The sequence below is a fragment of the Streptomyces sp. NPDC001549 genome (assembly GCF_042894025.1).
Taxonomy (GTDB): Bacteria; Actinomycetota; Actinomycetes; order Streptomycetales; family Streptomycetaceae; genus Streptomyces; species Streptomyces kutzneri.
Genome location: NZ_JBIAVJ010000010.1, coordinates 75,031 through 87,207 on the forward strand (window position 1 = coordinate 75,031; position 12,177 = coordinate 87,207).

Annotated in this window: 10 protein-coding genes and 1 pseudogene; 4 read left to right on the forward strand and 7 right to left on the reverse strand. The window is 74.7% G+C overall.

The features are described 5' to 3' along the window. Window positions 1-153 precede the first annotated feature (153 nt). On the forward strand, window positions 154-1,629 hold the full coding sequence (locus tag ACFY04_RS18505) for a hypothetical protein (RefSeq protein ID WP_389117903.1): 1,476 nt from the start codon (window positions 154-156) through the stop codon (window positions 1,627-1,629). Window positions 1,630-1,769: 140 nt separating this feature from the next. Then, entirely contained in the window at window positions 1,770-2,540 is a 771-nt protein-coding gene (locus ACFY04_RS18510) for a trypsin-like serine peptidase (protein ID WP_389117906.1), read from the forward strand. 188 nt (window positions 2,541-2,728) lie between these two features. Here the strand turns inward: ACFY04_RS18510 and ACFY04_RS18515 are convergent, their stop codons facing one another. The 5 genes from ACFY04_RS18515 to ACFY04_RS18535 all read right to left on the reverse strand — a co-directional run bounded on the left by ACFY04_RS18515 (window position 2,729) and on the right by ACFY04_RS18535 (window position 7,893). After that, the gene (locus tag ACFY04_RS18515; RefSeq protein WP_389117908.1) at window positions 2,729-3,928 is read right to left on the reverse strand and encodes an acyltransferase family protein; all 1,200 of its coding nucleotides are present in this window, start codon (window positions 3,926-3,928) and stop codon (window positions 2,729-2,731) included. A 59-nt stretch (window positions 3,929-3,987) separates the two neighbouring features. Continuing rightward, window positions 3,988-4,512 carry an NUDIX domain-containing protein gene (locus ACFY04_RS18520; protein ID WP_389117910.1) on the reverse strand — a complete coding sequence of 175 codons (525 nt, stop codon included), beginning with the start codon at window positions 4,510-4,512 and terminating at the stop codon, window positions 3,988-3,990. A gap of 37 nt (window positions 4,513-4,549) precedes the next feature. Then, window positions 4,550-6,175, reverse strand: a complete 1,626-nt coding sequence (gene lnt, locus ACFY04_RS18525) for an apolipoprotein N-acyltransferase (protein WP_389117913.1) — start codon at window positions 6,173-6,175, stop codon at window positions 4,550-4,552. Window positions 6,176-6,244: 69 nt separating this feature from the next. After that, window positions 6,245-6,760 (reverse strand): hypothetical protein, encoded by a 516-nt coding sequence (locus ACFY04_RS18530; RefSeq protein ID WP_389117914.1) that lies wholly within the window; start codon window positions 6,758-6,760, stop codon window positions 6,245-6,247. A gap of 14 nt (window positions 6,761-6,774) precedes the next feature. Further along, the gene (locus ACFY04_RS18535) at window positions 6,775-7,893 is read right to left on the reverse strand and encodes an FAD-dependent oxidoreductase (protein WP_389117915.1); all 1,119 of its coding nucleotides are present in this window, start codon (window positions 7,891-7,893) and stop codon (window positions 6,775-6,777) included. Window positions 7,894-7,978: 85 nt separating this feature from the next. Here ACFY04_RS18535 and ACFY04_RS18540 point away from each other — a divergent pair, with 85 nt between their 5' ends. Together ACFY04_RS18540 and ACFY04_RS18545 are read left to right on the forward strand one after the other, a co-directional pair. Beyond that, on the forward strand, window positions 7,979-8,689 hold the full coding sequence (locus tag ACFY04_RS18540) for a TetR/AcrR family transcriptional regulator (protein ID WP_389117918.1): 711 nt from the start codon (window positions 7,979-7,981) through the stop codon (window positions 8,687-8,689). A gap of 8 nt (window positions 8,690-8,697) precedes the next feature. Continuing rightward, window positions 8,698-9,611: pseudogene (locus ACFY04_RS18545) on the forward strand (ADP-ribosylglycohydrolase family protein). Here ACFY04_RS18545 and ACFY04_RS18550 read toward each other — a convergent pair. Next, window positions 9,581-11,191 carry an ABC-F family ATP-binding cassette domain-containing protein gene (locus ACFY04_RS18550; RefSeq protein ID WP_389117919.1) on the reverse strand — a complete coding sequence of 537 codons (1,611 nt, stop codon included), beginning with the start codon at window positions 11,189-11,191 and terminating at the stop codon, window positions 9,581-9,583. The pseudogene ACFY04_RS18545 and the gene ACFY04_RS18550 sit on opposite strands and share 31 nt — an antisense overlap. 130 nt (window positions 11,192-11,321) lie before the next feature. Further along, window positions 11,322-12,113, reverse strand: coding sequence for a glutamate racemase (locus ACFY04_RS18555; RefSeq protein WP_389117921.1), 792 nt, complete (start codon window positions 12,111-12,113; stop codon window positions 11,322-11,324). Window positions 12,114-12,177: the final 64 nt, after the last annotated feature.

Below are 12,177 nucleotides of genomic sequence, written 5' to 3' on the forward strand. Positions count from 1 at the left end.
CGCCCCTCGTTCGTGCTCCTGCGGCGAGGCTAGGGGCGGGTGGGCCGGACGATCACGCTCCGTGGTGCACAACACCCGGTCCGGAAACCGTCCGCGGCGTCCATAGACTGGTGCTTTCCGCCGACGCCCCCCACCGAGGATCCGCGCACCTTCATGCCTTCCGACATATCCGCCATAGCTGAATCCCGAAGTCGGCGCGTCGTGGTGTGGCTGGTCCCCCTGCTGTGGACCCTGGGGCTCGGTCTGTGGGGGCTCTCCCGGCAGGACAGCGTGTGGCGGGACGAGGCGGCGACCTGGCAGGTGGCCGGGCGGTCGGCGGGTGAGATATGGGCGATGCTCGCGAACGTGGATGCCGTGCACGGGCTCTACTACCTGCTGATGCACTGCCTCTTCGAGGTCTTCGGGGCGAGTACGGCGACCTTGCGGCTGCCGTCGGTGCTGGCCGTCTCGGCCACCGCGTCGTGCGTGGCGCTGATCGGGCGGCGCCTGGCCGGGTTCTGGGCGGGGCTCGGCGGCGGGCTGGCCCTCGGGCTGCTGCCCGCGGTCCAGTTCCACCTCCAGGAGGGCCGCCCGTACGCGCTGGTCGCGGCGGGGGCCGGGCTCTCCACGCTGCTGCTGGTCTCGCTCCTGGAGCGCGGCCCCAAACGGCGGGCCTGGCCGCGCTGGGCGGCGTACGGGATCACCGTGCTGGTGTGCGCCCTGCTGAACTGGCTGTCCCTGCTGGTGCTGCCCGCGCACGCGGCGACCCTGGGGTGGGGGCGGGCCGGGCGGCCGGTGTGGCTGCGCTGGGCGGCGTACAGCTCGGGCGCGGTGGCGGGGGCGCTCCCGCTGATCCTGTTCAGCCGCGGCCAGTCCGACCAGGTGTCCTGGATACCGCCGCTGGGCTGGCCCACGCTGATCGGGCCGGGGATCCTCCTGGCGGTCGGCGGGCTGGGCGCGTGGGCGGACCGGGGGGTCCGGCCGGACCGCCCGGCGCTGTCGGTGGCCGCGGTCGGCCTGCCGCTGCTGGCGGTGCCGCAGCTCGGGCTGATCGGGCTGTCCCTGGTGCAGCCGCTGTTCCAGGACCGGTACGTGCTGTTCAGCATGGTGGGGCTGGCGCTGCTGATCGGCGCCGCGCTGGGCGCAGCCGTACGGGCCTGCGCGCCGCGCCTCCCGAGGGCGTCGGGTCTGCTGGTGCCGGGCGTGGTCGGGGTCTCGGTGCTGGCCCTGCTTCCGGTGGAACTGGACAAGCGGGCCCCGGCCAGCCGGATCGACGACGTGCTCGCGGTGGCCGGCGAGGTGGCCGGGCTGAAGCGGGACGGGGACGCGGTGCTGTTCCTCCCGGCCGCACGACGGGACACGGCGCTGGTCTCGCCCGGCGCCTTCGGCGGCCTGGCGGATGTGGCACTGGCCGCGTCCCCGGCCGCCTCGGCCACCCTGAAGGGTGAGGAAGCGGACCCCGCGCGGATCCGGGCGGCGCTGCTCGGGCAGCGGCGGGTGCTGCTGGTGACGGACGCGGAGAAGGTGGCGAAGCCGCCGTCGGCGGAGCGGGACCAGGCCAAGGCGGCGGTCCTGCGGGAGCACTTCGCGGTGGTGGCGGACCGGCAGGTGCGGGGGCGCCGGGTGACGGTGTACGAGCGGCTCGGATAGCCGCCGATCGGCTGCCGACATCCGACATAGCGGGTCCTGTCAGGGCATGCCCCGGCCTTCACACGAGGTTCACAGAATTCACAGGGGATTCATACGGAACACCATCCTCCGGACATAGGTTCGGCGGGCAGGGTGGAAAAATGATCCACTCCACGCTCCTCCGACCGGCCCGGCGCACCCGTGCGCGGCGGGCGTCCCGGATCCTGCTCGCACTGACCGCGATGGCCGCGCTGGTCGGCGTGGACCTGCCCGACGCCGCCGCCGGACCACCGCTCGGCGTCACCGCGTGGGCGCTGCCCGGCGCCACCGCCGACCGGGTGGGCGCGCTCTTCGCGGGCGGGCAGGGCGGCGGGCATCACTGCACCGCGGCCGTGGTGCACAGCGAAGAGGGCGATGTGATCGCCACCGCCGCGCACTGCCTGGAGAGCCCGGACACCACCGTCTTCGCGCCGGGCTACCGCGACGGCAAGGCCCCGTACGGATTCTGGAAGCTCACCGGCGCGTACATCGCACCGGGCTGGACGGACGGGCAGGACCCGGACGACGACATCGCCTTCGCGACGGTGGCCCCGGTGGACGGCGGGCGGACCGGGACCGTGGAGGACCTCGTGGGCGGTTTCCCGGTCGCCGCCGAGCAGCCGGACGACGCCAGGGTGACGATCATCGGCTACCCGCGGACCCTGGAGGCCCCGGTGCGCTGCGCGAACACCACCGACCTGCTCTCCGCGACCCAGCGCCGGATCGGCTGCCCGGACCTCACCGGCGGCACCAGCGGCAGCCCCTGGCTGGTGAACGGGGCCCTGGCCGGGGTACTCGGCGGCTACGAGGGCGGCGGGAGCGTCCCGGAGATCTCGTACAGCGCGGTCCTGGGCGACCGGGCGGTGCGGCTGTACCAGGAGGCACGGTCCTGAGGCCCCGCCTGCGGGCCTGACGGCCGGGCGGTTCATGGCACCGCTCTTCGGGAACATGCCTGGTTCCCGGCGCCCGAGGATCGAAGAGGCCAGGTCGAAGGCGGGTGGCCGGGCGCCGCGAGCCCGGCAGGACACGCCCTGGTGCTGTGAACGGAAGGGTTCACCGGGTCACGACGCCCGGCACAGCACTAGCGGCCGGCCGGGATGCGTTCCGCGTCGGGTGCCGAGGGCTGGGCGGGGAGCCGGTCGATCGACGGGCCGCGCGGGGTGGCCGACCGGATGTCCTGCACCCCGCTGCGCAGCCGGTCGCGCACGCGTCGGCCGAGCGGGCGTTCCACGAGCCGGTGGATGAGCCAGGCGAGCAGCAGCATCGCGGCGGTCACGCCGATGACCAGGGGTACGGGCGCCACGTCTCGGCGGAAGTGATGGATGAAGGTCAGCCCGGCCATCATGTGGATCAGGTAGAGCGGGTAGGTGAGCGCTCCGGCGTGCGGGAGCCAGCGCCACCGGACGCCGTCGAGGGCGCCGAGCGCTATGGCCGCCATCAGGGCGAAGCCCAGGACGATGATCAGATGCGCGGGCCAGGCGGGCGTCCGCTCGGTGGCGGCCCGGCCCAGGCTGGAGATCATGCGGGCGTGCACGTAGTGCTGGGCGAGGAGGAACTGGACGCCGACGACGGCCCACAGGACGGCGTTCGGCCGGAACCGGCGCATGAGGTAGAAGGCGATGCCGGCGATGAAGTACGGGGACGAGGGCGAGACGGCGAAGAAGGACAGCACGCCGTTGTCGGCGGTGGGCGCCACGACGCCGGCCAGGGTCCAGGCCGCGCAGAACAGGACGCAGTTGCGGTAGGTCACGCCGCGCATGACCACGATCGCGAACAGTATGTAGAACTTGAGCTCGACGAAGAGGGTCCAGTAGGCGTCGTCGATGTTCGGGACGCCGACGCCTCCCTGGAGCATCGACAGATTCACCAGGACGTGGCTGAACGCCTTGACCTGCCTGACCTCGGGCCAGGAGAACAGCACGAGGGAGGTGAAGGCGACGGCCGCCCAGTAGGCGGGGAAGAGCCGGGAGACCCGGGACACCGCGAAGTCGCCCACGGAGCGGCCCCAGGCGCTCATACATATGACGAACCCGCTGACCAGGAAGAAGATCTCGACGCCGAGCCAGCCGTAGACGGCGAGCCGGTGGGCGGTCGGGAAGATCTCGGCGGGCGGTTTCCCCCAGGCGCTCTCGAGGGCGAAGTAGTGGTAGAAGAGCACGCCGAGCGCGGCGAGGACCCGCACCCCGTCGAGGACCGCCAGGCGCCCGCCGGGGACCGCTCCGGCCGACGGGCGGCCAGAGCCGCCCGTCCGCGACTCTCCGGCTGAACTGCGCGAGGTCATCCCCCGACCGCCCCCTCGAATGTACGACTGTCCGACAACCGCCTTGGATCAGCGGAACCTTACAGCGCACGCCCGCCCGGCTCACATTGCCGGTCCGGGAGCTGCGCGAGAGCGGCGGGATCCGCGAACCAGGTCGGCTCGTCGAGCAGGGCCCGGTGGATCCGCTCCCGGCCGAAGGGATCCAGCGGAGGCAGCGCGTCCACCTCGAACCAGGCCACTTCGAGGGACTCGTGGTCGTTGGCCCGCGCCTCGCCGCCCGTCGCGCGGCAGCGGAAGGTGATGTCCTGGAACTGGCAGATGTCACCGTTGGGGTAGGTCATCGGCTCCGTCATCTGGACGAGGACCACGCGCTCGACGACGCACCGCACCGCCGTCTCCTCGTACACTTCGCGCACGGCGGTCTCGGCGGGCTGCTCCCCCGGCTCGGCGATTCCGCCGACCACCGCCCACTGCCCGGTGTCGGAGCGCCGGCCGAGCAGCACCCGGCCGAGGTCGTCGAAGACGATGGCCGTGACTCCGGGCAGCAGGAGCAGCTGGTGCCCGGCGGTGGCGCGGATCCGGCGGATGAAATCGGGTGTGGTCATGACCCGACCCTACGAGGCCGCCGGACCGGTTCCGGCCTCAGGCGGCGCGGCGCGAGCGGATCCGGCGGTTCAGGATCCACCCGAAGCCGCCCGCGGCCAGCAGGAGCAGTGCGTACTCCGGCAGCGGGCCGACGACCGTGGCCGGGGTGCGGCCGGAGCGCAGCGGCACCTCGGCGACCAGCGCGTCCGCGGTGAACATCCTGGTCTGCGAGACGATCTTCCCGTCGGGGCGGATGACGGCGCTGACCCCGCTGGTGACGGGGACGAGGACGGTCCTGCTGTGCTCGACGGCGCGGATCCGGTCCATGGCGAGCTGCTGGTAGGTCATCTGGGTCCGGCCGAAGGTGGCGTTGTTGCTCGGCACGGCGATCACCTGGGCGCCGTCCTGGACGGTGGAGCGGACGGCGTCGTCGAAGGCGGCCTCGAAGCAGGTGACCATGCCGACGCCGGTGCCGGCCATGTCGAAGACGCCCGGGTCCTTGCCGGGACCGAAGTCGCGGCGCACCCGGTCCACGTCGGAACTGAAGAGGCGGACGACGGAACGCATCGGGATGCGCTCGCCGAAGGGCTGGATCTTGCGCTTGTCGTAGGTCGCGGTGGGGCCCTTGACCGGGTCCCACAGGATCATCGTGTTGCGCAGCGGGCCCGTCTCCGGGGCCACCACGGCGCCGATGGCGACGGGCACGCCGATGGCCTTGACGGCCTGGTCGATGACGTCGTGGGCGTCGGGCTCGGCGTACGGGTCGAGGTCGGAGGAGTTCTCCGGCCAGACGACGAAGTCGGGCTTCGGGGCGCGGCCGGCCCTGACGTCCTCGGCGAGCTGGACGGTGCGCCGGGCGTGGTTGTCGAGGACGGCCCGGCGCTGGGAGTTGAAGTCGAGGCCGAGGCGGGGCACGTTGCCCTGGATGACGGCGACCACGGCGGTGCCGTCCTCGGCCGCGTCGGAGACCAGCGGGCGGGCGGCGAGGCCCACGCCGATCGGGGCGGCGACGGTGAGCGCGGTCAGCGCGGCGGTGGTGCGGCCGGGGTGGCTGCGGGCGATGCGCAGGGCCTCGTAGAGGCCGAATCCGCAGAGGGCGACACCGAAGGAGAGCAGGGGGGTGCCGCCCAGGGCGGCGAGCGGGGTGAAGACGCCGTCGGCCTGTCCGAAGGCGAGCTTGCCCCAGGGGAAGCCGCCGAAGGGGGCCCGGGCCCGCAGGGCCTCGCCCGCGACCCAGACGGCGGCGGCGAACAGCGGCCAGGCCGGGAGCCGGCTGACGAGGGCGATACCGAGGCCGGTGAGGCCGATGAGGAGGGCTTCGAGGGTGCTCAGCGCCAGCCAGGGCACCGGGCCGACCTCCTCACCGGTCCAGACGAGGAGCGGCAGCAGGTAGCCGAGTCCGGCGAGGAGCCCGAGGCCGAAGCCGGCCCGGGCACGGCGGCCGTGGAGGCAGCCGGCGAGCAGGGCGAGGGCGAAGGGGGCCAGCCACCACAACGGGCGGGGCGGGAAGCTGAGGTAGAGCAGCACGCCGGAGAGGGCGGCGAGCAGGGCACGCAGCAGCCACAGCCCCTTCCGCTTCGCGGCGGACCGGGCGGTCGCGGGGGGTGTGGCCGCCTCGGCCCGGGGCCCGTCGGCGGACTGCGAGGGCTCGTTCCCGGTCGTGCGGGTGACACTGCTGCTCATCTGGCGGAGTGTACGTCCCCGCGCCTCGCGGAGCGGTAAGCGCCCGGCCGCGCTCCGCAGGACACACCTCTACCGGGCGAGGGCGCGCAGGTGGGCGCGGATGACGCGGACGGCGTTCTCGGCGTCGTCGACGGTGACGGTGAACCGCTTGCCGTCGTCGAGGACGAGGGCCACGCCCTCGCCGCGCCGGACGATGATCGCGGTGCCCTTCTCGGGGCGCCAGCGGTGGCCCCAGCCTCCCCATTGCTGCGGGGTGATGCTGGGGACGAACTCGGCGGAGGTGACCTGCGCGAGCCGGATCCTGCGGCGGGGCACCCCTATGTGGCCGCAGCGCACTTCCATGGCCTCGGCGTCGACGGTGACGGCGACGTGCACGAAGGCCAGGGTGCCGTAGAGGATGAGCAGCCCGACGGCGAGGCAGCCGATCACGGACATGAGCAGCGGGATGATGCCGGCGGTCCAGGCGTAGTCGACGGCGAGTTCGACACCGAGCGCCAGACAGGCCGCACCGACGGCGGCGAGCAGCCACTGCACACGGTTGGAGGCGCGGCCCGCCCAGAGCGGACCCGGAGGGTGACCCGTCATGAGTAGCAGCGTACTCACGTTCCGCTTGCCCGCCACCGTCCCTCGCCCACTCGGTGCAGCGCGGCTCCGGCACGGCGGACGAGCGCGTCGCGCAGGGCCGGGTGGCGGCCGGTCATGAAGCGGTGCAGGTTCCGGGAGGCGAAGGCGACGCGCTGGGCGCTGCGGCGGCGCTCGGTGTCGTACGCGCGCAGGGCGCCGGGCAGCCCGGCCGGTCCGGCCGCGGCGACGGCGCGGCTCAGGGCCTCGGCGTCGAGGAGGGCGGTGCAGGCGCCCTGGCCGAGGTTGGGTGTCATGGCGTGGGCGGCGTCGCCGACGAGGGCGATCCGGCCGTCGGCGACGAAGCTGGGGAGCGCGGGGTACAGGTGGCGCATCTCGTACCGGATCCAGGTCGCGGGATCGGTCTCGGCCAGCACGCGCGGGATGGGGTCGTGCCAGTCGGCGAAGACCTCCTGTACCTCCTGGGCGGTGGTGGCCCCGGGGACGGCGGCGTACCAGTTGGTGCGGCCGGCCTCGACGGGGGTCATGCCGAAGAAGCGGCCCGCGCCCCAGGTCTCGCCGTAGAGGCCGGTCTCGAATCCGGCGGTGCCGATCCAGGCGGCGGTGCCGACCGGGCGCGGTCCGGCGGCCCGGCCGAAGTGCGCGGTACGCACCGCGCTGTTGATGCCGTCGGCGCCGACGACCAGGTCGGCGGCGAGTGCGGCCGGGTCGGTGAGGCGCCGGCCGTACGCGATCCGCTCGCCGCCGAGCCGGTCGAGCGCGGCGAGCAGCGCGTCGATGAGGTGGGGCCGGGAGATGAGCAGTTCCGGGCGGCCCGCCCGGCGCTCGATCCGTTCGAGCGGGAGGGCGGCCAGCACCTTCCCGTCGGGGCGCCGGATCCGGGCTCCCCGGTACGGAACCGCCCGCGCCCGCAGCGCGTCGCCGAGGCCGAGCCGGTCGAGCGCGGTCTCGGCGGTGGGGTGGATCCCGAAGGCGGTTCCGTAGCGTTCGAGCGCGGTGCGCCGTTCGAGGACGGTCACCTCCCAGCCCGCACGGCGCAGGCCGACGGCGGTGGCGAGTCCGCCGACCCCCGCGCCGACGACCAAGGCCGTGCCCGCTCCGTGCCCCGGTCCCCGCCCGCTCCGGGTTTCGCTCATGGCCTGTCCCTTCACCGCACGGCCGACAACCACCACAAATGTGGTACTACATCTGTGGTACCACGGTTGTGGTTAAGGTGGCAATGTGAATCAGGACCGGAGGGACCGGCTGCGGGACGCGGCCATCGCCGTACTGGCGCAGGAGGGCGGACGCGGGCTGACGCACCGTGCCGTCGACGCGGCCTCCGCCGTGCCGACGGGCACCGCCAAGAACTACTTCCCGACCCGCGACGCCCTGCTGCGGGCCGCGGCCGAACGCTGCACGGAGCAGTACCGGGCGCTGGCGCAGACCCTGGCGGGGGCCGGGCAGGAGCACGGACCGGGAGCGGAGCCGGGGCCAGGACCGGGGTCGGGACCGGGGCTCGGACCCGGATCGGGACACGGGCTCGGACCGGGGCTCGGACCCGGATCGGGACACGGGCTCGGACCGGGGCCTGCCGACGCGGCGCAGCTCGCGGCTCTGCTCGCGGGGCTGCTGCGCAACGTGGCCGGGCCCGGGCGCACCCGCGTGCTGGCGTATCTGGAGCTCCAGGCCGAGGCGGCGCGCCGCCCCTGGCTGGCCGCGCTGCTGGACCCGGTCGCGGCGGCGGACTTCACGGCGCACACGCACCTGCTGCGCGCGGCCGGACTGCCGGCCGGGCCGGAGCGGGCCCGTGCGCTGACCCTCGCCCTGCACGGTGCCATCCCGCACCTGCTGGCCGGCGCCCCGGCGACCCTGGCGGCGGCCGGCCTGGACGACCTGGACCGCTTCACGCGCGAACTGCTGGCGGCCGTGTGCGAGGAGGAGACCCCGTGATCACCCGGATGGACCGGGCCGTGGGAGCCGTCATCGGCTCTGCGGCGGGCGACGCGCTGGGCGCGCCCTACGAGTTCGGGGCGGCGGGGGAACTGACCGCCCGCGGCGCGGAGATGGCCGGGGGCGGCGGCTGGGACCCCGGCGAGGCCACGGACGACACGCAGATGGCCGTCCTGGTCGCGGAGTCCCTGCTGGAGTGCGGCGGTCTCGAACTCCCCGACATCTTCGGCCGGTTCCAGCGCTGGGCGGCCGGGCAGCCCAAGGACATCGGGCTGCAGACCGAGGACGTGCTGACCAACGGGGAGCCCTGGGAGCTCGCCGCGGCCCTGCACTTCCAGATCAACGCACGGGCGGCGGGCAACGGTTCCCTGATGCGGGCCGCCACCTCGGCGGTCTATTTCGCCCCCGCCGGTCGGGAGGGGACCATGGAGGCCGCCCGGCGGATCGCGGCCCTGACGCACGGCGACCGGGCCGCCTGGGAGGGGACCGCGATCCTGCACGAGCTCGTCCGCGTCGCCCTGGAAGGGGCCGACCCGCTGGCCGCCCTCCCCGCGACGCTCGCCGCGGTGCATCCGGACCACCGCGAGCGGTACGGCCGCGTGCTCGCCCCCGACTGGCATCCGGAGCTGGCCACCGAGTTCAACGGGGCGGTGTGGCCCTGTCTGGGCTCGGCGGTGTGGGCACTGCGGACCACCACCGGCTTCGCCGAGGCGGTCCGGGCCGCCGTGGACCTGGGCGGGGACACCGACACGGTGGCGGCGGTGACGGGGATCCTGGCGGGGCCCGGTACGGCCAGGGGGCGGTCCCCGCCCACTGGACGGCGCCGCTCCACGTGCCGCTGCCCGGGTTCGGGGACCGGGTCCTGGACGCGGACGACCTGCGCACGCTGGCTCAGCGGCTCGCGGCGGCCGGCTCCCGCTGAAGCTCCAGGCACCGTCCCCGGAAGGCCGCGCGCAGCCGCCGGTCGTGCGTGACGAGGACCAGGGTGCCGCCGAAGTGGGCCAGGGCCGCTTCCAGTTCCTCCGCCATGGCCGGGGCCAGGTGGTTCGTGGGCTCGTCCAGCAGCAGCAGGTCGAGGGGCCGTGCCACCAGCCGGGCCAGCTCCAGCTTGCGGCGCTGGCCGGCCGAGAGCGCCCGCACGGGCCGGGCGAGGTCGTCCGGGGCCAGCAGGCCGTCACCCGCCACCTGGTCGGCGTACTCCTGGCCGAACACCTCGACGACGGAGCGCGGTTCGCGCTGCCACGGGTCGTCCTGCCGGAGCAGCCCGACCCGCGGCGGCGTCCGTACGCTGCCCCGCGCGGGCTCCAGTTCACCCGCGAGCAGGTGCAACAGGGTGGACTTCCCGACGCCGTTGGGTCCGGTCACCAGGAGCCGCTCCCCCGGCGGCAGCATGAGCGAGACGGGCGCGAGCCGTCCCGGCAGGGCCGCGCCGGCGATCTCCACCACTCCCGCCGAGCCCTCGGTGAACCGGCCCGTGAAGGAGAGCGGTCGCGGGGGCGGCGCGACCGGGTGCTCACTCAGCCGGTGCAGCCGTTCGCGGGCGGCGCGGACACGGCTCGCGGCGCCGTGGGTCCGGGACCGGGCACGGAAGGCGCCGGCTCCGCTGAAGCCGCGCGGCAGCTTCCGCGGGATCGCGGCGAACCGCCCGATGTTGGCGTCGGCGAGCCGCTCGGCGTCCCGTACCTCCTCGCGCCACTGCTCGTACTCCCGCTCCCGGCGGGCCCGTTCGGCGGCGCGGGCCGTGCGGTAGCCCGCGTAGCCGTTGCCGTGACGGCGTACCGTCCGGCCGTCCTGGTCCACTTCGAGGACGGCGGTCGTGACGCGGTCGAGGAAGAGCCGGTCGTGGGTGACGGCGATGACGGTGCCGCGGTGGGCGAGCAGATGGTCCTCCAGCCAGGCGACCGCCTGGTCGTCGAGGTCGTTGGTGGGTTCGTCGAGCAGCAGCAGTTCCGGCTCGGCGGCGAGGGTCGCCGCGAGCGCGAGCCGGGAGCGCTGCCCGCCGGACAGGGTGCCGAGCGGGCGGCCGGGGTCGAGCTCGGCGCGTTCGCCGAGGCGGCGCAGGGTGGCTGCGACGCGCCGTTCGGCATCACGGCCGCCGCGCGCCTCGTAGGCGGCCAGGAGGCCTCCGTACGCGACGAGTTCCTCGGGACCGGCCCGGTGGAGCAGGGATTCCGCGGCGCGGATCCGGCGCTCCAGGGCGCGCAGGTCCGCGAGGGCGAGGTCGACGGCCTCGCCGACGCGGGCGGCCGGCGGGAGGCCGAGGGTCTGCGGGAGGAACCCGAGGCCGCCGGGGGCGGTGACGGCGACCTCTCCGCGGTCGGGGCGCTCCCGTGCGGCGAGCAGCCGGAGCAGGGTGGACTTGCCGGAGCCGTTGTCGCCGACGACGCCGACCCGCTCGCCGGGCCGGACCGTGCAGCTGACGCGGTCCAGGACGACGCGGGTGTCGTAGCTCTTGGTGACCTCGGACAGGACGATCTGGGTGGTGGCGAGTGGAGCACGCAAGGGCGATCCCCCCTCGGAACATTGCAAGACGAACCGTTTCGTCTCGTTGCATGGCCAACCGTAGATCAGGTCCGGATCACATGCAAGACGATTCGTCTCGCCAGGGGGTGGGTCGGGCGGCAGGCCTCCGTCAGCCGACGGGCGCGCCCTGGCCCGCGAGCAGCCTGCCTTCGGCGTACGCGAGCGCGGCGGCGGGCAGGGTCCCCTCGCGCCCGCTGCGCAGCACGACCAGTCCGCCCGTGCGCGGCAGGTCGGGCTCGGGCCGCAGGCCCAGGCGGCGCAGCGCCTGCACCGCGACGGGCTCGGCGGAACCGTGGTAGACCAGCTCCGCCCCCCGGGTCCGCGCGGCGAGGGCGGCTCGGATGGGGCCCTCGACCAGCTCGTAGTGGGTGCAGCCGAGCACCACGTCGGTGACGTCGGCCGGGGTCAGCGCGGCGGCCGCGGCGACGGCGGCCGTCACGGCGGCGTCGTCGGCCGCCTCCACCGCGTCGGCGAGCCCGGGGCAGGGCACTTCGGTGACCCGGGCCCCGGTGGCGAAGTCGCGGATCAGCCCGCGCTGATAGGCGCTGCCGGTGGTGGCGGGAGTGGCCCAGATCGCCACCCGGCCGCCGGCGGCCGCGGCGGGCTTGATCGCCGGCACGGTCCCGATGACGGGGATGGCCGGCTCGAGCTCCGCCCGCAGGGCGTCCAGGGCGTGCACGGTCGCGGTGTTGCAGGCGACGATCAGCGCGTCCGGGCGGTGCGCGGCGGCGGCCCGGGCGACGGCGAGTGCCCGCTCGGTGAGGTCGGCGGCGGTCCGTGGGCCCCAGGGCATTCCGTCGGGGTCGGAGGACACGACCAGATCCGCGTCCGGCCGCAGCCGCCGCACCGCCGCGGCCGCCGCGAGGAGGCCAATTCCGGAGTCCATGAGCGCGATCTTCACCCGGCCACCTTAGTCGACCCCCGCCCCGACGAGGCCCTCCCTCCACCACACCCGAAGCCGACCG

Coding starts and splice junctions, on each gene's coding strand:
- ACFY04_RS18515 (WP_389117908.1), bottom strand. CDS start 3,928: ATGACCTCGCGCAGTTCAGCCGGAGAGTCGCGGACGGGCGGCTCTGGC.
- lnt (WP_389117913.1), bottom strand. CDS start 6,175: ATGAGCAGCAGTGTCACCCGCACGACCGGGAACGAGCCCTCGCAGTCC.
- ACFY04_RS18505 (WP_389117903.1), top strand. CDS start 154: ATGCCTTCCGACATATCCGCCATAGCTGAATCCCGAAGTCGGCGCGTC.
- ACFY04_RS18510 (WP_389117906.1), top strand. CDS start 1,770: ATGATCCACTCCACGCTCCTCCGACCGGCCCGGCGCACCCGTGCGCGG.
- ACFY04_RS18520 (WP_389117910.1), bottom strand. CDS start 4,512: ATGACCACACCCGATTTCATCCGCCGGATCCGCGCCACCGCCGGGCAC.
- ACFY04_RS18530 (WP_389117914.1), bottom strand. CDS start 6,760: ATGACGGGTCACCCTCCGGGTCCGCTCTGGGCGGGCCGCGCCTCCAAC.
- ACFY04_RS18535 (WP_389117915.1), bottom strand. CDS start 7,893: ATGAGCGAAACCCGGAGCGGGCGGGGACCGGGGCACGGAGCGGGCACG.